The organism is Nostoc sp. (assembly GCF_036916655.1).
In the GTDB taxonomy this organism is placed as follows: Bacteria; Cyanobacteriota; Cyanobacteriia; order Cyanobacteriales; family Nostocaceae; genus Nostoc.
In genome coordinates, this window is sequence record NZ_JBALFY010000117.1 from 181,769 (window position 1) to 206,515 (window position 24,747).

General features: G+C 41.6%; 17 protein-coding genes and 1 tRNA gene. 10 read left to right on the forward strand and 8 right to left on the reverse strand.

The window, feature by feature from the left end; translation table 11 throughout:
• Nucleotides 1–106 precede the first annotated feature (106 nt).
• The 3 genes from V7L31_RS31235 (at nucleotide 107) to V7L31_RS31245 (ending at nucleotide 1,857) form a co-directional block, all read left to right on the forward strand.
• A complete protein-coding gene (locus V7L31_RS31235; RefSeq protein ID WP_334699823.1) occupies nucleotides 107–994 on the forward strand; it encodes a class I SAM-dependent methyltransferase in 888 nt (295 codons plus the stop codon).
• On the forward strand, nucleotides 991–1,719 hold the full coding sequence (locus tag V7L31_RS31240; RefSeq protein ID WP_334699824.1) for an HAD family hydrolase: 729 nt from the start codon (nucleotides 991–993) through the stop codon (nucleotides 1,717–1,719). The genes V7L31_RS31235 and V7L31_RS31240 overlap by 4 nt, the downstream gene beginning before the upstream one ends.
• 65 nt (nucleotides 1,720–1,784) lie before the next feature.
• Nucleotides 1,785–1,857: transfer RNA gene (locus V7L31_RS31245), tRNA-Ala, on the forward strand.
• Nucleotides 1,858–2,006: 149 nt separating this feature from the next.
• Here V7L31_RS31245 and V7L31_RS31250 read toward each other — a convergent pair.
• Nucleotides 2,007–3,569: an AAA-like domain-containing protein gene (locus V7L31_RS31250; protein ID WP_334699825.1), complete on the reverse strand. Its 1,563-nt coding sequence runs from the start codon at nucleotides 3,567–3,569 to the stop codon at nucleotides 2,007–2,009.
• A gap of 96 nt (nucleotides 3,570–3,665) precedes the next feature.
• Nucleotides 3,666–5,072, reverse strand: a complete 1,407-nt coding sequence (locus tag V7L31_RS31255; RefSeq protein WP_334699826.1) for an AAA-like domain-containing protein — start codon at nucleotides 5,070–5,072, stop codon at nucleotides 3,666–3,668.
• Between the two features lie 528 nt (nucleotides 5,073–5,600).
• On the opposite strand from V7L31_RS31255, the gene V7L31_RS31260 reads away from it, so the two are divergent.
• The 3 genes from V7L31_RS31260 (at nucleotide 5,601) to V7L31_RS31270 (ending at nucleotide 8,048) form a co-directional block, all read left to right on the forward strand.
• Nucleotides 5,601–6,557, forward strand: coding sequence for a protochlorophyllide reductase (locus tag V7L31_RS31260; protein WP_334699827.1), 957 nt, complete (start codon nucleotides 5,601–5,603; stop codon nucleotides 6,555–6,557).
• Nucleotides 6,558–6,675: 118 nt separating this feature from the next.
• Complete coding sequence (locus V7L31_RS31265; protein ID WP_334699828.1) at nucleotides 6,676–7,128, forward strand: DUF29 domain-containing protein; 453 nt, start codon at nucleotides 6,676–6,678, stop codon at nucleotides 7,126–7,128.
• 299 nt (nucleotides 7,129–7,427) lie between these two features.
• Entirely contained in the window at nucleotides 7,428–8,048 is a 621-nt protein-coding gene (locus tag V7L31_RS31270) for a TMEM165/GDT1 family protein (protein WP_334699829.1), read from the forward strand.
• Nucleotides 8,049–8,173: 125 nt separating this feature from the next.
• On the opposite strand, the gene V7L31_RS31275 is transcribed toward V7L31_RS31270, so the two are convergent.
• Nucleotides 8,174–9,067: a tetratricopeptide repeat protein gene (locus V7L31_RS31275; protein WP_334699830.1), complete on the reverse strand. Its 894-nt coding sequence runs from the start codon at nucleotides 9,065–9,067 to the stop codon at nucleotides 8,174–8,176.
• 379 nt (nucleotides 9,068–9,446) lie between these two features.
• On the opposite strand from V7L31_RS31275, the gene V7L31_RS31280 reads away from it, so the two are divergent.
• Nucleotides 9,447–10,469, forward strand: a complete 1,023-nt coding sequence (locus tag V7L31_RS31280; RefSeq protein WP_334699831.1) for a hypothetical protein — start codon at nucleotides 9,447–9,449, stop codon at nucleotides 10,467–10,469.
• Between the two features lie 103 nt (nucleotides 10,470–10,572).
• Here the strand turns inward: V7L31_RS31280 and V7L31_RS31285 are convergent, their stop codons facing one another.
• Entirely contained in the window at nucleotides 10,573–11,742 is a 1,170-nt protein-coding gene (locus V7L31_RS31285; protein WP_179069227.1) for a homocysteine biosynthesis protein, read from the reverse strand.
• A gap of 610 nt (nucleotides 11,743–12,352) precedes the next feature.
• On the opposite strand from V7L31_RS31285, the gene V7L31_RS31290 reads away from it, so the two are divergent.
• The gene (locus V7L31_RS31290; RefSeq protein WP_334699832.1) at nucleotides 12,353–13,231 is read left to right on the forward strand and encodes a DUF4231 domain-containing protein; all 879 of its coding nucleotides are present in this window, start codon (nucleotides 12,353–12,355) and stop codon (nucleotides 13,229–13,231) included.
• A 394-nt stretch (nucleotides 13,232–13,625) separates the two neighbouring features.
• Nucleotides 13,626–16,325 (forward strand): chloride channel protein, encoded by a 2,700-nt coding sequence (locus V7L31_RS31295; RefSeq protein WP_334699833.1) that lies wholly within the window; start codon nucleotides 13,626–13,628, stop codon nucleotides 16,323–16,325.
• Nucleotides 16,326–16,558: 233 nt separating this feature from the next.
• Here the strand turns inward: V7L31_RS31295 and V7L31_RS31300 are convergent, their stop codons facing one another.
• Together V7L31_RS31300 and V7L31_RS31305 are read right to left on the reverse strand one after the other, a co-directional pair.
• Entirely contained in the window at nucleotides 16,559–16,750 is a 192-nt protein-coding gene (locus V7L31_RS31300) for a hypothetical protein (RefSeq protein ID WP_334699834.1), read from the reverse strand.
• A gap of 252 nt (nucleotides 16,751–17,002) precedes the next feature.
• A complete protein-coding gene (locus V7L31_RS31305) occupies nucleotides 17,003–19,060 on the reverse strand; it encodes a serine/threonine-protein kinase (protein WP_334699835.1) in 2,058 nt (685 codons plus the stop codon).
• Nucleotides 19,061–19,613: 553 nt separating this feature from the next.
• On the opposite strand from V7L31_RS31305, the gene V7L31_RS31310 reads away from it, so the two are divergent.
• Complete coding sequence (locus tag V7L31_RS31310) at nucleotides 19,614–20,843, forward strand: peptidase (RefSeq protein ID WP_334699836.1); 1,230 nt, start codon at nucleotides 19,614–19,616, stop codon at nucleotides 20,841–20,843.
• Between the two features lie 209 nt (nucleotides 20,844–21,052).
• On the opposite strand, the gene V7L31_RS31315 is transcribed toward V7L31_RS31310, so the two are convergent.
• Together V7L31_RS31315 and V7L31_RS31320 are read right to left on the reverse strand one after the other, a co-directional pair.
• Nucleotides 21,053–23,089, reverse strand: coding sequence for a serine/threonine-protein kinase (locus V7L31_RS31315; protein ID WP_334699837.1), 2,037 nt, complete (start codon nucleotides 23,087–23,089; stop codon nucleotides 21,053–21,055).
• A 434-nt stretch (nucleotides 23,090–23,523) separates the two neighbouring features.
• On the reverse strand, nucleotides 23,524–24,615 hold the full coding sequence (locus tag V7L31_RS31320) for a serine/threonine-protein kinase (protein ID WP_334699838.1): 1,092 nt from the start codon (nucleotides 24,613–24,615) through the stop codon (nucleotides 23,524–23,526).
• Nucleotides 24,616–24,747 lie beyond the last annotated feature (132 nt).

Genomic DNA, 24,747 nt, shown 5'->3' on the forward strand with positions numbered 1-24,747 from the left:
AAACGTCAAGGCGATCGCACCAAAGAAAGCAGATATTTTCTAGATGTATTAAAATTTGTAAAGAAAATCACTTTGCTTCCATAGCCCCTTAAAGTTCTGACACAATATGACAGTGCGTCAAGATACAATCTGGGAACGGTTTTTATCCCCTGTAGTGCGTCTTTTGATTGATGAAGACGGTTTACGGCGTTACGCTGATAGTATTGATTGGGAGAAAGAGAGCGATCGCTATCGACGAGATGATGTAATAATTCCGTCGTACTACAGCAGTCAAAACTTTCACGGTGTTACTAACGGATATCTCAATTCTGATGCCGCAGTTACTTACGATCCGATTACCCAATACGTTCTTCCGCCGAATGAAAGTATTGTCCGTCAGGCTTTAGTTGATGCTGTTAAGGTAAAACCACGACGCATACTCGATTTAGGTTGCGGCACAGGTTCCACTACCTTGATGTTAAAACAGGCTTTCCCGGAAGCGGAAGTTATTGGTTTGGACTTATCACCCTATATGCTAGTCAGGGCAGAAGATAAGGCACGAAATGCTGGTTTAGATATAGTCTGGCGACACGGAAATGCTGAAAAAACTGGCTTGAGGGATGCAACATTTGATTTAGTAACGGCTTCTTTGCTATTCCATGAGACACCAGATGCGGTGTCTTTAGCAATTCTGAGGGAAAGCTTCCGGTTACTGGTAACTGGAGGACAAGTATTAATTCTTGATGGTAATCAGAAGACTCTGCGTCAGTTAGAATGGCTCAATGATATTTTTGAGGAGCCATATATTCGTGAGTATGCTGCTAGTAGTACAGAAGCGAATATGGGTACAGCCGGATTTGAAGCAGTGCGATCGCAGGATGTATGGTGGATAAATCAGGTAACTAGCGGCGTTAAACCAATAGCAACCGAAATTGTCCGTCGGTATACTCCCACATCAGTAGATAATAATGATTTGGAGGGACTTGGTTCTCCAGCATTTGGCATAATGGCATGAGTTTAAAGGCAGTTCTCTTTGATTTTAATGGTGTCATCATTAACGATGAGCCAATCCATCTACAACTGATCGATGAGATTCTCATTGAAGAAAATCTCCAACCCCAAAAGGTGAGTGAGCGTCAAGCTTCTTTAGGACGCAGCGATCGCGCTTGTTTTCAGCAATTACTTGCTAATCGTGGTAGAGTAGCCAACGAAAACTATTTAAATCAGTTGTTATACCGCAAAGCCGAAGCTTATACGGTGGAACTAGAGAAAATCGAGAAACTGCCTTTATATCCAGGTGTCGCAGACTTAATATTTCAGGTGCGATCGCGGAATCTAAAACTAGGATTAGTCAGTGGTGCTATTCGCAAAGAAATCGAATTAGTACTCAATCGGGCGAAACTGGCTGAATATTTTAAAATTATTGTTGCAGGTGATGACATCACCACCAGTAAACCAGAACCCGATGGCTATCTACTGGCAGTGAAACACCTGAACAAAGAATATCCTGACTTGAATCTTCAACCACACGAGTGTTTGGCAATTGAAGATACTCCAGCAGGTATTGCAGCAGCGAAGCGATCGCAAATGCAGGTTGTTGGTGTCGCAAATACTTACCCATTTCACATGCTCCAGCGCTGCTGTAACTGGACTGTTGATTATCTTAGTGATTTGGAACTCGAACGGGTGCAAAAGGTTTATTCTCAAAAACAGCCTCAGCCATCGGCAACTGAATGCTAGAATAATCTATGGTGATAATGTCTTGAGTTAATGAGTGATATTACTCTGGACTTAGCACTAATTAAGGGGAATTAGCTCAGTTGGTAGAGTGCTGCGATCGCACCGCAGAGGCCATCGGTTCGAATCCGTTATTCTCCATTTGTACATTAAATAATTGTTGTCCATTTTAAAGAATTAATGTCAATGAGTGAAACTAGCGCCGCGATCGCCCAAAATATACAGCACTGAAATTTTACTGATACTGTGCGATGCCCAAATTAGCAATCTACACACCTCTACCTGCATAATCAGCACCCATCTAACCGAGAATTTGCAGTTATTACTTTGCCCTCATGCTCCACTTGGGTACATTTTAACTGTGATTCTAAAGCATCAATCTTTCTTAAAAGTGAAACTCCCCACAATATAGAAATCACCAATTTAATTGTCATACCCGCCAGCAAAAGTGTCACGATTGTAGCAGCTCTCTTTTGTTGAGCCAGTCTTTTTTGTTGTTCTGCAAGTCGTGCTTCGATTTCTTGGGCACGTTCAGCTTCTAATGCCTGCTGCACTTCTCGCCGATCTAATTCTTCACTAGCAGCTAGAAATCGATAATCTAAATTGCTCAAGCTTTTCCCATTTGCCCAAGTTTGGGCATCAATCAAGGCTTGTCCGCGCAACAGGCGAGATTTATCCTTTTCCTTTGAGGCTACCCAAGCATTGAAGGCTTCATAGTAAGGACGCAAATAAGCTAATTTTTTTCCAACCCATTCTAAATTGAAAACTTCTTGATAAATGCGGTTTTTGATTTGGAGAAAACCTTGCTTTTTAACCACCAAACCAGAGAGCAACAATTCTACCTGTTCTCGACTATCGTCGGCTGCTACTTTTGCTCCTTGGAGAATTTGCTGATAAATTCCTAGCAATCTGGCGGCAATTTGTTCGTTTCTGAGAATGCGATCGCGAATTGTCCGCAAATGCTCCGGTTCGTCTTGTGATTCCCATTTCTCGATCATGTACGATCGCACCACATTTTCGATCCAAAATTCTTCTGTGCCAGGGGGAATTTTCAGCTTTCTACCTATATCATCTTGAGATAAATTTACCAGTAACCGACACAGTTTTTGAGTAAGAAATGGTTGCCCCCCTGTCCATGCTAATACTTCTTTCAAAACTTTCTGGGGATGATTGTCTTTTATATCCAGCCCCAAAGATAGTGGTTGAGCTTCTTCAAAACTGAAACCATTTACTTGGATGGTTTTACCAAGATTAAATGGAGTGGTATGATTTCTATTTAGAATTAAGTCTGAAGGTGTCGCAACCCCAAAAATTGCAAATGTAATCCGATGATACTCTGGATCAATTGCTCTTTGATTATAACAAAACCGAATCAAGTTAAAAAAGTCATCGACAGAAAAATCAAGGCTAAGAATACTATCAATTTCATCAATAAAAATAAATAATCTTTCGTTAGGAAACTGAGCTAAGAGATTTTCTGCAATAAAGCGACTAAGTTTCTGAAGCAAAGAAATATCATTTTGTTCTTGCCACCAGGTTTTTAAATTGACTTTTCCTAATAGCTTAAAACTTAACCAGATGTCACCAACAACTCCCTTATACCATTGTTCTGGAGTTATATTTTCACAACCAATATTAGTCATATCAACGGTGGCACATCTAAATCCCTCTTGTTGCAAGCGGTGCTTTGTTTTTACCATGAGTGAAGATTTACCCATTTGCCTACAGCTGAGAATGTAGCAAAATTCACCCTGTTTCAATGCTTCATAAAGCTCTATATCTGCTCTGCGCTCGACATAGCTAGGAGCATCACTGGTAAGCGTACCACCAACTTGATATCGATAATTATTCATTTATTGATTTTAAATTCGTTTTATATCTATTGGGACATCTGAGAAAATTTATATAATTATTGATAGTAAGCAAGTCTTTACTAACAACCCTGAAAACTAGCTTAAAAATCTCCTAGAAGCATTAACTTCATTTTGCTTTTCCAACTGTTGGCTAAAATAAAGCCGATATAACTCACACATAGCGCTAGCTTGATTGCCGTTTAATTGAACCAAACCCATACTTTCTAGTTTATAAGCTGCGATCGCGTCTAACTCTACTTTTTCATCTGTTGCAATTACTTTTTGCATAGCTGACATTAATTCTGGTTCTCTTTGCAGTAGTGTCAACAGTTCTCGTAAATGCTGGCCGTAAATTCCTACTTGTGTAGATGCATTTTCTAATAACACCTCCAGCGTCATTTTTCTCTGACAGAGATGATAAAACGCAAGGCTCACCAGATAGGGATGTCCTCCTACCATTGTTTGTAGGGATACAAGATTTTTTACCCCTTCTGACTCTTTTGCATAATCAAGCCCGTAACGTAATGCTAAATTCTGTACTTGCTTGAGGGTAAATGGTGGCAGTGTAATTGTTAGTCCTACATTGAAAGGCGATTGGTTGAGCTTCAGTGGAATATAAATTTCTGTAGTGTGAACCACGACCATTCGCAGTTTTTGCCAAGTATCATCTTGCTTTGCTTGTTCATGCCAAAATCGCAGCATTGGCAGAAAGTCTTGAGCAATATTGGGATGTTCAAAAACTCGATGGACTTCATTTAAAGCCAAAACTACAGGACTATCGTGAATGTATTGCAACAGATATGCTTCAAAATAGATTTTGCAGCTTACTTTGCTACCCATTTCTATATCCCAAAAATCATCAAGAGAGGGAAGGAGATTTAACTGCCTGCTGACATTTACACAAAACCAACGCAAAAATTTATCCAGGGAAGCAAAAACGTCTTGGTCAGCTTCTTGAAAGTCTAAATAAACAATTTGATAATCTCGCTCTTTAGCGTAAGCAATCATCCGATTCAGCAGAGAACTTTTTCCCATTTTTCTAGGTGCTTTGATGCGGATTAAGCAACCAGGATGTAAAATCTCATTACAGACAAGTTCTTCCAGGGAAGGGCGATTAATGTAAAGAGGAGAACCCAGGGCAACCGGGCCGCTAGGAAATTCTATCTTGCTTGCTGAAAAAAAGTCTGGAGAAACCATTTCTAAGCTAGATTCTTCGCTGAACTTTGGTTGAATCTGATTTTCTTGATTACCAATACCATCTTGCAGGTGATTGTTCAAGGCTAAATGCAGATTTTTTTTCGTTACTCTTTTTCCAAGTGCAATGGAAAGGTCTTGCCATAACTCAGAGCCAACTTCCTTGATGTAATTGTTGCCGTAGCCTGATACCTCTGCCATTTCACCGTAAGTTTTGCCCAACCATGATTGATATAGCACAAACCACTGAATTGAATCGAGAGGCTTGTCTTGCAGAATTTTTTTTACAGATTGTAGAAGCTTATCCACAGCGTATAAATTGTTAAGCAGCTAGGAAATTTACTTATACTTTTTAGAGGATGTTTGAAAAGTATTAGGCAATAGAATTCGCTACTACACAAAGCTTAGTCCACCTTTCCTGCGGAACGCTACGCGAACGTGGACTAAGAGAAAATCAAGACTTTTTAACCCACAGAGGTAGGTTTGGTTTGTGTAGCTGCGACTTTCAGTCGCCCGATTAATAATAAATTAAACTTTTCAAACATCCTCTTAGACTATTTAATAATATACATCTGAATACATCTGAAAAAATACTTAAACACGCAAAAATCCCAGATTGCATTGATAGAGTTGAAAACTGTATCAATACATCACAATGATGATTCTATTTATATATTTTTGAATATTCTTTGTATAATTATATATTTTTATCTTAAAGACTAGTCTTTGCTACTTGGAGTAAGAGGTGAGTTCAGCCGAATACAACTTTGAAAAGCTGGTGATAATGATGGTTCACTGGTGTGAGATCCTAGAAAGAGTCAATGGAGTGCGAACAAAATGGAACAACATCAGAAGCCAACGGTTGTAATTACGGGTGCCTCTTCGGGGGTGGGTTTATATGCTGCAAAAGCTCTTGCTGACAAGGGATGGTATGTAGTACTCGCATGTCGGGATTTAGCGAAGGCACAAAAAGCAGCCCAAGCTGTGGATATCCCCTACAACAGTTATACCAGCATACATATTGACCTTGGCTCCTTGGAAAGTGTTCGACAATTTGTGAAGAACTTCCGAGCAACTGGAAAGTCTCTAGACGCTTTGGTGTGTAACGCCGCAATTTATATGCCCTTAATCAAGGAGCCGTTACGCAGTCCAGAAGGCTACGAGTTAACTGTCACTACCAATCATCTGGGTCATTTCCTATTGTGCAACTTGATGCTAGAGGATCTGAAGAAGTCATCTTTAGAGCCAAGGCTCGTAATTTTAGGAACCGTCACCCATAATCCAGACGAACTGGGTGGAAAAATTCCACCACGTCCTGACTTGGGCGATTTGCAGGGCTTTGCAGAAGGGTTTAAAGAGCCGATCGCAATGATTGATGGCAAGAAATTTGAGCCAGTCAAAGCTTACAAAGACAGCAAGGTTTGTAACGTACTGACTATGCGGGAACTGCACGATCGCTATCACGAGTCAACTGGTATCGTCTTCAATTCTCTTTATCCGGGATGTGTTGCCGAAACACCGCTATTTAGAAACCATTATCCCCTGTTTCAGAAAATCTTCCCATTATTCCAGAAGTACATCACTGGGGGATATGTGTCTCAGGAGTTGGCGGGGGAACGGGTTGCTGCCGTGGTTGCCGATCCTGAGTATAATCAATCGGGTGTTTATTGGAGTTGGGGAAATCGCCAGAAGAAAGATGGTAAGTCTTTTGTACAAAAGGTTTCTCCTCAAGCCCGTGATGATGACAAAGGCGATCGCCTATGGCAACTCAGCGCTAAGTTAGTCGGACTTTGATTAATTAGACAATTGGCAATTACTTTAGCCCGTAGGGCACGTTACACTGTGTTAACGCACCGATGTTAATTGTAAAAAGATGCGAAAAGTTATCTAAACATTTCTTATAGAAACTGCCATGTCTTCCCTAAAGGCGCATTCCCAAACCCTATATGAGACTGATTACTTGCAATGGCTAGAAACGACTGTAGAAAAATTGCAAAATCAGGATTACGCAAACGTTGAGTGGGAGAACCTAATTGAAGAAATTGCTGATATGGGAAGGAGTGAGCGCCGGAGTCTCAAGAGTAATCTGATTGTAATTCTGGTGCATTTACTCAAATGGCAGTTTCAGCCTGACAAAAGAAGCGGTAGCTGGGAAGGAAGCATAATTGAACATCGTAGACGTGTCAAAGAAGCTCTAGATGATTCACCAAGTCTCAAATCCTATCTTGAGATAGTTTTTGCGGAGTGTTATGCACAAGCGGTTAAGCAAGCAAAAGCTGAAACGGGCTTGTCAATGGAATCCTTTCCCCTGAACTGTCCATACCAGCTAGCAGAAGTCACAGATGATGAGTTTTTACCTCAGTAAGCCCTGAATCGGTCTGTATGTGCCGTTTCGCTCTACTACCTCTATATTCTCTACTTTCTTGACTTATACATGGAAAAGTATGTATAATGTTGAGCGCATAGAAGGGGAGTAGCTGCTGGCTAAAAAAGCCAGTACATCTGAATCAACATACTGGCGATGAGCCTGGTTCAGGTGGCAAATAATAAATATTTGATAGCGAGACCTTCACTAAGTTCACACCGAAAAGTGTAAACTTGGTGAGGTCTTTCGGCTCTCATCAAGCTTCACATCGGTAAACGATTCTTCAGGAGCTTGAGAGAGTGTTAACAGCTTTTACCGAAGCTTTATTACTAATTACAGTTTCAGAATTAGGCGATAAAACATTTTTTATTGCTGTAATTTTGGCAATGCACCACCCACGGCGGCTGGTATTTATAGGTGTGACATCTGCTTTAGCCGCGATGACAATCCTTTCAGTGATATTTGGACAAGTGGTATCTTTGTTGCCAAAAGCTTATATTCATTACGCCGAAATAGCTTTATTTATTGCCTTTGGGATCAAGCTGCTATACGACGCTAGTAAGATGTCCTCAGTTGCTTCTGATACAGAGGTTGTAGAAGAAGCCGAAGCAGCAGTGAAACAAGCAGATTTGCAGCTACCAAAGCATAAGACATCTTTGGCAATTATCATAGAAGCCTTTGTGTTGACATTTATGGCAGAGTGGGGCGATCGCACCCAAATTGCCACCATTGCCCTAGCCGCAGGCAATAATCCTGTTGGAGTGACAATAGGTGCAATTTTAGGACATGCCATTTGTGCTGCGATCGCTATTATCGGTGGCAAAATGATTGCCGGACGCATTTCTGAGCGTCAACTCACCTTTATTGGCGGATTCCTGTTTTTAGTCTTTGGTGTTGTTGCCGCCATTGAGGGAGCGTGAGGGGAGGCAAGGGAGGCAGGGGAGGCAGGGGGAGAATTAATAATCAATGCCCAATCCCCATTACCCCTTATCCCCAGAGGGGACCCCACCTTCCCCAGTCCCCAGTCCCCAGCCCCTAATCCCCATCATTTAGGCTTACTTTCCAATGAAGGCGCGGAAGATGGAGCAGATTTAGGAATAGAAGGAAGCGTTGCTGCCTTTTTAATTTCGTCTCTGTACTGAGCAGGTGCTAAAGCTGCGGCACTATCAAACAAAGGTTTTGCCTCTGCGTCTTTGCCCTGTTGTTTCAAAAGCATGGCTTTTGCCACAACGGGGCGAAAATCCTTGGGATCTTTCTTAATTGCTTGGTCATAAACAGAGCTAGCTTGAGTGTACCGTTTTTGAGAAGCATGAACAGAACCTAATAGCACCTGCACGGCTACCGTATCTACACTTCCAGGCTGGATTGTATTTGCCTGGGCTGCATTAGAAAGAGTTTCTTGTAACAAACCAATGGCCGCTTCGGGGCGTTGTTGGCTCATTAACAGAGCCACCATTCCTTGCAAAGCCTTCAAATCACCTGGCTTTGTAGACAAAATCGAGCGATAAGCTTGAGCGGCTCCTTCGCGATCGCCAATTTGCTGTTTGGCTTGAGCTAGTAGCACTGAATACTCAGACTGTTCGGGATTTAGCTTGGCCAGCTTTTCTAGTGGTTCAATGACTACTTGGATATCAGCAGGTTTTACCTCACTTTTTTCTTTTTGACTTAATAGTTGCAGCCGCGCCTGTAATAGGCCCTTAAGCGCAGTCTGATTTTCTGGTTCCCTTTGCAAAACCTGTTCATAACCCCGTGCTTCGTCTTCCAGTTTTGATTTTTGGTCAGCGGAGGACAAACTGCCTTTGGTGCTAGCAGTATTTTGACTTGAGGGTGGCGTATTATTAAATGCTCCAATTATGGGAATCACCGAAACACCCACAAAAGCAAGAATTGCCAGCGCCAAGATGACTTGAACTATCCAGCGATTGCGTGTTTGAGACACAGTTTTGTCTTTCTCCTAAATTTTGATGACATGAGCATTTACACAAATCGTAAAGTTAAAAATTTCCAAAACTTTGCGGAATACTGCCAATTGCCTGTGAATTTTATAACAATTAACTATCTACACTGCTAAAGTAAGTGATGACTTTAGGAGGAGCCGTCAGAATTGTACCTATGATATGCTTCCGAAACTAGTGTAAAGCCGCTAAATTAGACATTTAGTGTTTATACACTAAATTTAGCGCCTTTAGGATTGTCTAGAGTACCCTGGTGTGACTTTGTGAAAAGCCAATATACTTTCAATCAGTCGCACAAATGCTCTTTCCAGCTGCCTTTGTAAAATCCCACAATGGGATGTGTCTCCGCCGCAAGGAGTTTTTATGAATTCCGACCTGATGCCGTTGCCTGAATCTTCCAATTCTTCTGCCTCTAACCAGGGCCCAACTAAAATAGAGGCAGCCGCTAATGTTCACATAGCAGCCCACTCTTCTAAACCTGAAAATTTGCCTGTCAAACCCAGCGAGACTGACTCAAACGGGAACTCGATCAATCGACAGCAACCGATTCCGCCTCCCAGTGAACCGATGCAGTATCGAGCGATCGGATTAGTCCGAGGTCGCTATCATGCTAGCAGCGAACAATTTACTCAAGGTACTCTGCTGACCGCAGATGGTGTAGAACTCAATGCCGTCCTCCTAGGCCGGATTATGAGCTTAGTCAAGAATCACCTAGACTTAGAAAAAGAACACCTGTGGGTAGTATATCCACGTACAAGGCAAGAAAATGATACCTTGCATATCCAAATCGTCGGAGTTTGGGAGCCAGAAAATCTGGCTAAAAACTCAACAGATGAGGACGAGTTAGATTTGGAATTGCAAGAGTTACAGACACCCGATGATGGCTTATCCGAAAATTCTGAACTAAACACAGCCGTAATACCCTCATCAGAAGTTGCAGATGGTGGTTTTTCTGTTCGTGGTGAAGTAGTATACCAGTCTTTTGATGCTAAAAGTTTGGTAGTCAAAATTAGGCAGGCTCCACGCAAATCAACTGATAAACCCAAATATTTTAAGTTGAAATTGAGGGGTGTGCTGACCACTAAAGCAGTAGGAAAATTCTGGGACTTCCAAGCCAAGCGAGAAGCTGACGTTTTGATCGTAGAAAAAGCTGAGGCGATCGCTGATTTGCCCAAAAAACGCAAACCACCATTCAAAGGTGGTCCTCGTGCTGGTAGTGGTGGTGGTTTTGGTGGAAGAAAACCATTCCCCCCTAGACGCAGTGGCGAAACCCCTCGTCCCATCAAGAAAACAGGCGTAAGCAGCGACCCCTCTGTGGTGTCAAAGCCTATACCAAAAACACCCACTCCTAAACCGATCAAGCGACCGAAACCGACTCAAGAGTAGGGAATGGGGCATTGGAAAGAGGTAGAGGGGCGGGGTGCAGGGGGCAGAGGGAAACTTTTCTCCCTTGCTCCCTGCTCCCTTGCTTCTTCCCCACTCCCCAGCCTCAAAAATCCGTCCGCCGGTCTTGGGGTAGAAAAGATCGCTCCATTGGAATTGGAGAAACTGGTTCTGTAAGGGTAAACGTACCTGCTTCGATCCACTTTTTCAACTCTAGGGCAACTTGCCTAGAAAAAAATAAACTCGCTAAGGGGGCAGAGCGTATAGCTTTGCCCTCTATGGTGATTCGCCCAGATTTGAGTTGGGCGTAACTCACCAAACCAAAAGTGGGACGGACACGCCGGGGAATAGAAAAATCCACTATTGGCGCGACTAAATCTTGATCTTGCACAGCACAGTGTTCAACTACTTGTTCATTTAATACAGGCAGTGGTACACCAACACCTAACATCAATGAGGGGCCGTAACTTTTGAAGTAACACCCCCGCACCCAATGAGCATCCATTTGCTTGGCATCACCAATTAAAGCTAAAGTGGCAGAAGGCCCAATCGGTGTACGATTAGGTAAACGCTTTTGTAAGGGGAAATGCTGAGTGCCTTCCCAAGCGACATAGCCAATACCACCGCCTAAAAAAATTCGAGTACCTATACCAACGAGTTGCAAATCGGGGTCGTTGAGTAAAGGAGAAATAGCACCAGGGTTAGAATAAACAGCATTCCCAAGACGTGGTTGTAATGGGCCGAGATAGGTGAAGAGAGGGCGATCGCCACCATTTACACCAACAATAAAATTTTGATAAAGATTGCGCGGATTGAATAAATAAAACTGATTAATCGTTTCACTGGTAATTGTAGTTTCAAAATTTGCTCTGGGGTAACAATCTGTGACTTGTCCTTGGGCTTTTACGTGTATAGGTTTACCAGCGATCAAATCTTCGATTACATGACCGCCGCCACGTTCTCGGACTTCTTCACCGTCCATCGCTTCCATCGCACAACTCGCACCCAAATATAAATCTACTGCCCCAAAACCAGAGTATGCTGGCACGCCATCCAACCAGCAGCGGCGAATTTTGATTGGGGGATCAGTGTGTCCCAGATTAATAATTGCACCACTTGATTCCATCGGCTCAAAAGTGCCAGTGGTAATTACATCAACTTCTTTAGCAGCTTTAGTAACACCGATTTCTACAACTCGTGCTTTTAACTCTTCAGTTGTCAACACTACTGCACGTTGGCGGCTGATTTTCTCGTTAATTTCTGCAATTGTTCGCATCTTATCAGTGCTAGTGCTTCCTGGTGAATGGGGAAAAGAAATTTTCATTGCTCATTGTGAGCGCAGATTATGGAGACTCTTGTATTGTTTCATCTTGAAATAGTTGTCGCCAATCTCTGCGCGAAAGATTAACACTCTAGATGAGGTTAAAATCCCTAAAAAATAATTCAACTATTGCAAAGTCCAAATCATATATTTTTTTGGGGCAAGCACAATACTTGTGTTAAAAATATCTTTTGCCTAAGTAAAATTACTACCTAAAAAGCCTTGCATTATCAATCAAATGTATGTATGGTTAAGATTGATTAGACTTATTGGACTTAAATGATTTACGTAAACCAAAAGAAATATTTCTGGCTTTGGTAAAGCATTCTAAACCATCTAATCAATCGCAAAATCTTGAAAGATAGCACATTATAGAAGATTTTGAGAAGGGAGAAACTACTTAAGAGCGGGAATAAAAGGGATGTTGCCAAAGTTAGAAGGCTAACTATTTATAGTGAAGCTGCTCTGTCAAATTATCCTGACTTCTAGCTCCTCAAAGCGATTCTACTTGTTGCTATTCATTTTATTGCTACATTTTACCCCATAACGAATTGAGTAAGAGGCAATGACTACTTCTGAATTAACTAATTTTGAACAAAGAAACCAAAGTAAGATTTCCAATAGGATTGAAAACTTACCTTCACCATCAGATGAAAAAAAGTTGTTTAACTTGAAAGTAATAGAATATTTATTACTTGCAGCTTTTTTCTCTGCTGGACTCGTGATTATTTTTCTTTCCGACGATAAAACAGTTGTAATCTCTGGAGCGGTATCTCTAACTTTTTTGTTTTTCTTATTGCTCATCAACAAACAAGTGTTTCAGAACTATAAACAGGCTGCTTATAAGTCTGAACTCACCAAAAAAGCTGAACTTTATAGTTATCTGTTGACCAATCCTAATTCTTGGGATAAGGATACGCTGACTCTGACAAGAGGGAAGGCTTTACAATACAGCCAAGACTTGATTGACGATTATAAAAAAATTAGGAGTCTATCAAGGAACCTTTATTATAGTTTACAAATTGCGACAGTGATTTTATCAGGAGTCACACCAATTTTAGTTCTGGTAGACAAATTAGAAGCAGGACAAGCTTGGCTCAAGTGGCTCCCTGTACTTTGCCCAGCAGTTGCTTCTATAGTCGCTAGTATAGTTACGTCTTTTCCTTTTCAGAAAAACTCACTTGCTGCGAATACAGCCGTTGAATTGCTAGAAGCTGAACAAGAGAAATTTATATTGGGCGTGACTCAGCCTTATCGTTGCTATGATGTATCTGATGAAAGCCAACAGCAACAAAAGGCAAGTCAAGCATTAGAATACTTTATTGTTCAAGTTAACAATATCCATCTCAACCAATTGCAACAAACGAGCGAGACGCAATCAGAGAAGACAGAATCAGCTTCATCTAATGAATCAAATAAAGTAGGAGCAGAGGCAACGAAATAGAGAATAACTGATTAGCTATTAGCTAATTGTGGTTATTAATTAGTCAATTAATTTTGGATTTTAGATTTAGCAGCGTCGCAAAATTCCCCAATTCTGAAAAGGTTGGGGATTTTGTTGTTCATAAATAATTAGAATACTCTATAATCAGACGCGATAAATCGCCGTCTCTACAATAATCAGTATTGGTAGAGACGGCGATTAGCATAGCGGGATGTACCCCTACGGGGAAAAAAGCTACGCGATCGCGTTTCTAAGAGTTGTACGGTTTTAACCTATACTTTAGAAGCCTGTGGACTCGCTGGCAGAGACTCTCCTAGAGAAGAGACTGCGAAGCACCGCCACTCGTACAGAATACCTAACTGAATTCTGACTTCTTCTTGAAAAAATTGATATCATGTGGTATTTACCTATCTTCCAGCGCTTTCGGCAACTGCTACAACCACGGCGTCGTTTAGCAATTTTTGAAGCTTGTCTGATTGGTTTGGTTTCTGCTCTTGGAGCAGTATTACTCAAATCGGGGGTAGGATTGCTAGGTGCTTGGCGAGTGCAGACATCGCTATTGCTACCAGCTTGGTTGGTGCTACCAGGTATCGGACTTGCTTGTGGATTTCTCGCTGGATGGCTGGTTGAGCGCGTAGCACCAGAAACTTCTGGGAGCGGCATTCCTCAAGTGAAAGCAGTGTTAGCGCGTATACCAATTGCTCTAGATTTGCGGGTTGCCGTGGTCAAGCTAGTGGGTGGTATTCTGGCGTTAGGTTCTGGGCTAGCTTTAGGGCGGGAAGGGCCAACAGTTCAACTTAGCGCAGCTTTAGCAGCTCAACTGAGTCGGTGGTTTCCGACTTCACCAGACCACCGCCGCCAGTTGATTGCTGCTGGTGCAGGAGCCGGGTTAGCGGCTGCCTTCAATGCACCGATCGCAGGTGTATTATTTGTAGTAGAAGAATTGTTACAGGATTTTTCTGAATTTACCTTGGGTACTGCGATTCTGGCTTCTTTTATCGGTGCCGTCGTCTCGCGGGTATTGGGTGGTCGCAGTCTGGATCTCAATCTAGCATTAACTGCTTCCAAGACAGATTTTTTTGTTCAAGATATTCCCTTCTATTTGGTGTTGGGGATTGTGGCTGGGTTGATGGGAGCGTTATTCAATCGCGGGATTATTGCCAGCTTAACTGTTTACCGCCGTTCTCTACGTTTTGGATTACCTGCTCGTGTGGCTTTAGCTGGATTAGTGTCTGGGGTAATTGTGGCATTACTACCAGTAGCGTTTCGAGATAATACAGGACTGCGGGAAATTTTAATTACAGGTGAGGCTAGCTGGTCAATAGCTGCGATCGCCTTTGTCTCCCAGTTTATCTTAACTCTCGTAGCTTATGGCTCTGGTGTCCCAGGAGGATTATTTGCTCCAGCTTTGACCCTTGGGGCTGCTCTTGGCTACTTGGTAGGTATGGGAGAACACGCTCTGCTGCTTCCTTTCGGGATAGCGACTGGATTACCAATTACATACGCATTGGCGGGAATGGGCGCTTTTTTTACTGCGGTGGCCAGAGTACCAATGACGGGAATAGTCATTGTGTTTGAAATGACTACAGATTTCAACTTAGTACTGCCCTTAATGATTGGCTCTGTAACGTCGTATCTAGTTGCTGAAAAGTTAGCACCAGGCTCGCTATACGACAAACTTTTGGCGTGGAATGGCATCATTATCCAAAAAGCAGCACCGGCGGGGGGGATAATGACAAATTTGACAGCCAAAGATGTCATGCAGCAACAGGTAGAAACTCTGGATACAGAGATGCCTTTAGATGAAGTAATCCAAGCATTCGCCCGTTCTCATCATCGTGGCTTTCCAGTGGTAGAGGAGAGCAAGCTTGTAGGGATTGTGACGCAATCAGATTTACTCAATATTCGCGATCGCAACTTAGCCAGCGATACTCCCTTAGGAGAAATTATGACCACCACTCCGGTGACAGTCACACCGATTCACACCCTAAGCAATGTACTGTATTTACTCGATCGCTATCAAATCAGTCGCTTGCCAGTGGTAAACGGACGGAAGCTTGTTGGTATTATTACCCGTGGAGATATTATTAGAGCGGAAGCAGACCATCTTAATGGTGCAGATGCGACTCCCAGACTGCGACCAGTTCCTTCATACATAGTTTACCAAACGCGATCGCCCAGCACTGGCAGAGGTAGATTATTAGTGCCCGTAGCTAATCCCGAAACTGCGGGTATTTTATTACAAATGGCAGCAGCTATTGCCCGCGATCGCCATTATGAAATAGATTGCGTGCAAGTGATGCTGATACCCCGCCACAGTTCTCCGTCAGAAACACAGGTAAGAACCGCAAAAAGTCGCCGCTTGCTACGACAAGCAGAAGTCTTAGCAAAAAAATGGCAAATTCCCCTACATACGCAGATTCGAGTTACCCACGATGTTGCCCAAGCAATTTTAGAGACAATCAACGAACAACACATCGACCTAATTCTAATGGGATGGAAAGGTAACACATCTACCCCTGGTCGGATTTTTGGCAACGTTGTTGACACCATCATTCGCCAAGCCACCTGCGAAGTCGTGTTAGTAAAATTAGGCGAAACCCCCAAATCCCCAATCCCCAGTCCCCAATCCCCAGTCCCCAATCCCCAGTCCCCAGTCCCCAGTCCCCAATCCCCAGTCCCCAATCCCCTCTTCAACAGCTGGCTAGTTCCAATGGCTGGAGGCCCCAATTCCCAACTGGCGATTAAATTGCTACCGGCTTTAATTACATTGGGAAATCAACCACAAATTCGCCTGACACAGGTGTTTAAACCATCTGAACTCAAGCCAGATATGTCAATTTCAGAACAAGCCATTCGCCATTTGATGCGTCGCCGCAAATTGTCCAGCAGTGTAGTTGCTCTCCCAGTCCAAGCTAATTCAGTTGCAGAAGGTGTGATTAACCTAGTGCAAACCGAAGGTTACGACGTTGTAGTGTTGGGAGCTTCACGCGAGGGATTGTTGCAGCAGGCGATTCAAGGTAATATTCCCGAAGCGATCGCCTCTGGTGTAGAAAGTACAGTGATTTTAGTTAGGGGTGCAATTAATACTTAAAAAATCTAAACCTAATTGAACATCTACTAGGAGTTTTAAGAGGATATTTGAAAAGTTTTCGGTGAATAGAATGAGACTGTTGGTGAATTAATAGGGGGTCTAATCATCATTCCTAATTACTCTGATTTCAGTCCGTTTCAACGGACTTGAACTATTAGCCCGAAATTTATTTCAGGGCGGGAAAGCAACGCCAAACCAATGTTTTTGGGTTAATAGTTCAAGTCCGGTTATTTTTAATAATAAAATATTCCAATAATTAGGGAAACAATTATTGGTATTAGGATTGGGATAGCAACAATCAGTCCCCACTTCCCAAACTTAATTTCCTCACCCTCAGATTTTAAAAATGCAATCCAACCGACAATGCCCATTAATATCCAAATAAACCCAAAGGCAAGAAATATAATAAATACTGAATCTTCCATTTTAAAAAAATTAAATTTAATTTAATTTATATAGAAAACCTGGAAAATGAATTTTGATTCATCCGCCATTTTACTAAGACCTCAGATTGAACTGCTATTAATTCACAGTTTCTATGTAAGTCGGCACGATAAAACTAAACTATGTAAAGAAAAGTAAACAAGGCTCAAACTCCTTTTTCCCCTGCTCCCTGCTCCCTGCCCCCTGCGTTATCCCAACGATAATTATTTACGCCGACCTAGTTATGGCTACATTTAATTCATCTCCCAAATCTTGAGAATATTCTCACCACTGCCACCACCAGCAATAGTTTGTCCATCTGGGCTGATGGCAACAGCATAAATATATCCAGAACCCGTCTCTAAAGTGCGGATTTCTTTTCCTATAACTGGATTCCAAAGTTTGATTGTCTTGTCACTACTCCCGCTGACAAGGGTAACACCATTTGGATTTGTACTTGGCAAAAAGGCGACAGAATTAACCTTATCCTTATGTCCCTTTAAGGTATGAATTAACTTTCCTGTTTTCAGATTCCAAAGTTTGATTGTCTTGTCACTACTGCCACTGGCAAGGGTAATACCATCAGGAGCAAAAGCCACAGAAAGAATCGACTCTGCATTTCCATCCAAAGTGCGGATTAACTTTCCTGTTTTCAGATTCCACAATTTAATTGTCTTGTCCCAACTACCGCTAGCAAGGGTTTTACCATCAGGACTGAAGGCGACAGATTGAACACCATTAGTATGTCCCTCCAAAGTGCGGATTAACTTTCCTGTTTCCAGATTCCACAGTTTGATTTTCATATCCTTACTAGCACTACCACTGGCAAGAGTTTTGCCATCAGGGCTGAAAGCTACCGAAGTAACTCCATCGCTATGTCCCTGTAAGGTACGGATTAACTTTCCTGTCTTCACATTCCACAGCTTGATGGTTTTGTCCGCACTACCACTGGCAAGAGTCTTGCTATCAGGACTAAAGGCGACAGCCCAAATCCAGTTGGTATGTCCTTCTAGAGTGCGGATTGCTTCTCCACTTGCTATATTCCATAGCTTGATTGTCTTATCATCACTAGCACTGCCAAGGGTTGTGCCATCAGGACTGAAAGCTACGGAATTCACATCGCTGGAATGCCCCTTGAGAGATTTGGGTAGAAAAGAAGTTTCCGAGACGCTTTTTGGAGACGGAATCGGCGAAGAAATCGACGGAGAAAATTCGCTCATTGTATGGGGGCGAGTCTGAAAATACCAAATTCCCCCTAATCCCAACACCAAAATGCCATAACCTAACAGCAGTTGACTTTTCAGATTGTTATTTGATTTTGATGAAACTGGCTCCTTGTTGACTGGGGTAGGTGTAAATGTTGGTGTAATTATAGTTGGGGGTACTGATGACGATAGTGGTAGCCGAGTTGTCAAGTCAGTGATGACTTCATCAGCCGATTGGTAACGCTTTTGGATGTCTTGTTGCAACAGCTTATCCAAAACTTCACCCAACTCTATAGACACAGAAATCCCATCCTTACCTGGACTGTTCAAATATTGTCGCCAAGATGAAACCCAACCATAACCTTGTTTTATCCACAATTGAGATGGGCGAACCCCAGTGAGTAAATGAAAACAAGTCGCCCCCAAACTGAATAAATCACTGGCTGGGTAAGCTTTTCCATCTTGCATCTGTTCCAGTGCAGTGTAACCGTGTGAGCCAATAACAGTACCCATTTTAGTCTGCACTGTTGCCGTCAGCTGCTTAGAGGCTCCAAAATCAATTAGCACTAATCGCCCATCACTTCGACGGCGAATAATATTCTGTGGTTTGATATCTCGGTGAATCACTCCCCGCACATGGATAAACTTCAGCACAGGTAATAAATCTAGCAAAAATTCGTGAGTCTCTATTTCGCTATAGCTTCCCCGCGTCTCATATTCCTTAAGCAAATTTTGCCCATCGATAAACTGCTGTACCAAAAACAGATAATGATTTTGCTCAAAATAAGCCAATAAAGTTGGAATTTGCGGATGTTCTGCGAGTTCTTGTAGTCGGCTTGCTTCTTGTTTAAATAGCTGAGTAGCCTTTGTTAGTGGCCCAGTTCCCTGAAGTTTTGGTGCGAATTGCTTCACAACACAGCATTCATTAAGTTTGTGTACATCTTCTGCCAGATAGGTTCTACCAAATCCACCCTCATCTGACAATACCTGAATGGGACGATAGCGACCTCCCAGTAGGGGTATCAATTCCGCTCTACAACTGTGGCAGTAGTTGTTTTTATCAGAATTTCGGGGGTTTTGGCAATCGGGATTCACACAACAGAGCATACTGGGAATCCATTTCAATTGGGGTATATATTCATCTTAAGTCATGCAGTATAATCTCTCTTGTTAGTAAATATCACTGAGATACCATACAAATCCCCAATTTCCTTACCTCATCAGGTATTGAACAATTTAGATAATTTGGAAGAATTTTTACTTGAGGGATGTTTGTTGACGAATTAATTGGCGTAAGCTCTGCCTGAGCATTACATCTACAGTTTGCCATTCAGTGAATCTTACAAAAATATCTGGGCAATAATCCAAAAAGCAGTATTTTAAGTTTGTAGTTCAGTATATACTTACGAGATTGGATTTTACTCTAGTAATATAAATTGAGAATATAATTTCTCTGAGCTAATGATTGCAAATATTTGAGGTATACACTATATATGATTTCAATGAGATTACAGGCAATTGCTTTGGCCAAATGTTAAATGTATACGCTAATTTATCACTTATGTCTAAATAACTAAATAAGAACTAATTATCTACTACATAAAAATCAACCAATAATAAATCAAATTTATCCTATCCATACAAAACTAGGAGTGTAACTATGCTATCAGAAACCAAAAACTATCACCGTAAATTAAGTCAGCTTTTAATTTGTTGCGTAAGTAGTAGTTTGTTAATTACAAGTAATGTACTGCCTATAAATGCTTTGGGAAAACCTCAAAATTTTCAAGGCTTTATAATTGCCAAGTCACCTGATGAGAGACAACCAGAAGCAGTAAAAAAAGGAATTGAGCAAATTCCTGCTTCTCAAGCCTCAGTATCTCCAAGACGGAAGATATCTATTGATTCACCAATACAGCAGACTGGTCGTGCATCATCTAACACAGAAGATTCTCAGCCAACTTCTAGCGTTTCAAATGATAGCTCTAATTCTAGATCGTCTGGACGCAGGGCTTCTAACTCAAACTCTAATCGTTCCAATAGTGGTGCATCTAGAGCGTCTGGAGGTAGAACTGCTAACTCAAATGCCAATCGTTCTAATGGTAGCTCTGGAAGAGTTCGCAAGCCAAGTTCTAATGTAGCTACAGGGAACCAAAATCTCGATAATTCAGCACTTTCTTCTGCAACACCTACTTATAAAGAGATTAACTTTGTAGATGTTGCATTGGGCATTCTGAGTAAGGGTGACTTTAAATCGGAAGGTAGATATTTTCATTTCTACGAGTTTGAAGGCAGAGAAAATCAATTAATCCAAATTAGGCTTGTTGGCAGTAATGATACACGCAGATCAAATAACTTGAGTTTAAAACCCTTGTTGTTTCTGCACGATCCTGATAACAATATCGTCGTCAAAAAAGGTGCTTTGGATAAAAGCAGTGGTGGCGATGATGCATTTATTTTTGCACGGCTGCCGAAAAATGGTATTTACAAGATTGCAGTTACTAGCCAAGCTCCCGGAGAGATAGGTCGCTATAGTTTGGCTTTGAGGAATGACAGAGCTAGCTATACTTTAGATGAATCAGATCAATTAACTGCCAAAAGCTCAACCCTGAAACAAAATGGCGGCGCTTACAATGTTTCTAATTTTCAAGGCAAAAAAAATCAGCTTGTAAGTATTCGTGTAGATAGTGTTGATGAAGAGTTTTCGCCTTATATAGCTTTGCTAAATTCTCAAGGACAGGCGATCGCGATCGATAGAGACAAAGACAAAGGTGGTGTGTACAGTGCTTTAATCGACCGAGCGAGGCTGCCTGAAGATGACACTTATTATATAGTTGTTACTTCCAAGAATCCACAGGAACGCGGTAGATACAGATTGACTATATTTTAAGCTCGATATCCATTGTTCTCGCAACGCGATCGCTATAGATGGCGAACCCAATGAATACAAAAATCGGCGTGTTTTACCAACTCCTTTAGACGTAATCAGTTAAAACTGATTTTTATAGCTGATGCCACAAAGTTATCCTTTTGAATTTGAACAAAAAGAGACAAAAAGTAAACTTGTTCAATAATTCTCTGTCATCCACCAGTCAGCACTTACTGAGACAACCGCCAAATCTTAATAGTGTTGTCTTCACTACCACTGACAAGGGTTTTTTCATCAGGACTGAAGGTAACAGATGTCACGGTATTGGTGTGCCCTGTCAATGTGAGAATTTCTTCTCCTGTGGCTGGATTCCACAGTTTGATGGTGCGATCGCGGCTACCACTAGCTAAAATTTTACCATCGGCGCTGAAGGCTACGGATGTGACTGTGTTGGTATGTCCCGCCAGTGTGCGAATTTCTCTACCAGTATGTAGATCCCAAAGTTTGATGGTGCGATCGCGTCCACCACTAGCTAAAGTTTTACCATCTGGGCTAATAGCTACAGTTGTTACTGTTTGAGAATTTCCTTCTAGCGTGCGGATTGGGTATCCCTTTGTTAAATTCCAGATTTTGATCGTCTTGTCAAAACTGCCACTAGCCAAAATCACGCTGTTGGGACTGATAGCTACTGAACGCACCCAGAATGTATGCCCTGCTAGTGTCCGAATTTCCTCTCCTGTTGCCAAATCCCAGATTTTGATCGTGTTGTCATCACTACCAGTAACTAAAGTCTCGCTATCAGCACTGATGGCTAGGGCATGAACTGAATCAGAATGCCCCATAAGAGTGCGAATTTGTTTTTGTGTTGTCAGATTCCAGATTTTAATGGTGTTGTCATCACTGGCACTAACCAGAAGTTTGCCATCTGGGCTAATTACCACGACATTCACCCGCTGAAAATGCCCGTTGAGTGAAGAGATTTGTTTTCCAGTTGTGAGATTCCAAAGTTTGATTGTGCTATTGTCGCCACTGCTGGCAATGGTTTTACCATCTGGACTGATGGCGACAGATAAAACTGAGTTTTCGTGTGCTTGGAGGGTGTTAATTAGGGAAACTTTATCGAAAGTAATCTTTAGTGGTTGACCTAAAAGCGCTTCATCTTTGCCAGAATTATTATGGTGAATCAACCTAGAAACCAAAGTGGTCTGAATCTGGCGAAAATGTTTATACCAAGATTCTCCAAAGCCAAACAACATAATCAAAGCACTTACCAAGATTAAAATTCTCAGTAAGGGATAACTTTTTGGTAAAGATGGTGCCCTAGTTGGTGGTATTTTCCCAGATGATTTACCTGCTGGTGGTAAGGCGAGGAGTTGTTTTGGCGTCAAGTCTCTAAGGACTTCATCGGCTGACTGGTAACGTTCATGAATATCTTTTTTCAAAAGCTTGTCGATGACAAAATCCAACTCAGGATTTAATGGACTCCGTAAATATGCCCGCCAATTACTCACCCAGGCGTACCCAGATTCCATCCACAACTGAAAGGGCGAATTTCCCGTTAACAGATGAAAGCAGGTAGCCCCCACACCAAACAAATCGCTGGCGGGGAAAGCTTTACCATCTCGAATCTGTTCTAGGGGAGAATAACCATGTGAACCAATGGATGTACCAGATTTCTGCTGAACTTTGGCGGTGAATTGCTTTGAGGAACCAAAATCAATCAGGCTTAATCGCCCATCGCTTTTATGGCGGATAATATTTTCTGGCTTGATGTCTCGATGAATGACTTTGCGATCGTGGATAAATTTTAGAATGGGCAATAAATCTAGCAAAATAGATTGAATTTCCCTAGCGTTATAGGACTTGCGCTGTTGCAACTCCTTTAACAAATTCTCCCCATTGATAAACTGCTGCACCAAGTATAGGCAGCCATCTTGCTCAAAGTAAGCTATTAAAGTTGGAATTTGGGGATGTTCCCCAAGGTCTTGTAGACGCTGGGCTTCTTCCGCAAACAACTCCATCGCCTTTTTTTGCGACCAAGTTCCTTGGAATTTTGGAGCTAACTGCTTGATAACACAACGTTCATTGAGTTTATCTACATCTTCTGATAGATAGGTTCTGCCAAATCCCCCCTCATCTGAAAGGACTCGGATCACACGGAAACGATTTCTTAAAAGTGACACCAGCGGGGTGCTACAACTTTGGCAAAACTTCTTTCCATTGGAATTCAGGGGATTTGAGCAATCGGGATTTAAGCAGCAGATCATGATCTGACAGGCGCGACTGCATGACAACTTAGGCTAAGTTTGCCCCGAACTTTCCCTTAATAAAATTGACTCTCGGTTACTGGTGGTAGAAACCCCTGTTCTGGGGATTGGGGAATTACTTATATAGTTAGCGTTTGTAAATAGTAGTCAGTCTTCCTCTTCTGTGGAAAACTACGAGAGCCATAAGATTAATTATTCTATCGATTATATAATAATTTGAATATAAATAATTTTCTGAAATATTAAACCTAGTAAATTTGCTTGTATATTGATAAGCAATAACAAACTAAGTATTGAGGATAAACCCTGATTAATTAATCATCACTGAACATCAAGTATAGTTAAAATAATTACTAAATTTGTTTTGGCTACTTTAAATCGCAGATGATTAGTTATTCATTTGATACTTTAGATCAAAAATGCTTCTAGTTGTGCTACCTTGTTTCCTTAAGCCTAGCTCTCAATTTCCTAATAGCATTAGCAGTTCTGGCTACAGGTGGCATATATACATCATAATTTTCGTATTGTGTAATTTCGTGTTTTGTAATTTCGTATTTGGTAATTTCGTGTTGTGTAATACTTCTATTATTCAATTTTTGGGTAGTTAAACAGTTCGCCAAAGTAAGTGAATAGCTATCATTACCTAAAGCTTTAATCACTTCATCAGCAGTCTTAAATCGATCCTCTAAGGTAATTTTCACCATCTTTCCTAAAATCTGGGCGAAACTGTTACTGATATTTACGTGTTTTTGCCAAGATATTTCACCAGTGTTATGGTCGTAATCCAGTTCTAAAGGGCTTTTTGCAGTCAACATATAAATACAAGTTATACCCAGTGCATAAATATCACTGGCATAAACTGGACGCAGAGAAAACTGTTCAGGTGGTGCAAATCCCCTAGTCCCGATAAAGTTGGTATTTGCGTGATTAATTGAGTTTTCACAAGCATCAGCTAATTGCTCTTTCACCGCCCCAAAATCAATCAGCACCACCCGCCTATCATACTCACACCGCAATAAATTCTGGGGCTTAATATCCCGATGAATCACATGATGTTTATGAAGATACTGTAATACAGGTAATAATTCCTGTAGAAATTGCTTAACTGAGGCTTCACTTTTGGGCCCAGTTTGCCGCACTTCTCGCGCTAAAGTCAAACCCGGCACGTATTCTTGAATTAAAAAAAACTCCCCATTCGCCTGAAAGTAGTCTAATAGCATGGGAATTTGCGAATGACTACCGAGTTGACCCAAAGTTCTTGCTTCTTTTTCAAAGCGCATACATGCCCTTTGCCAACTCTGGGGGCTAGTCACTTTCGGACAAAGTTGTTTAATGACACACAGGGGATTCCCAGGTAATACGGCATTTTTGGCTAAAAAAGTGACGCCAAAACCACCTCTACCCAAAATTTGTAGTATTTCATAGCGATCGCGAAATAACCGTTTAGAACCACACATCTGACCAAGCTGAGTTTGCTGTGAAATAATCTGTTGAGAATTCGTTATTTTCTGAGAAAAGCGATTCATTAGTATAAAATATCTGCTCTGAAATGTCTCTAATTCTACGACAATTTTTTATTGGCAACAGTAAAATTACTGGGTCTTTGCCAAATCCTCATTAGTCTTCTATTAAAAATTTAAAAAGTAAAAATAAATTTT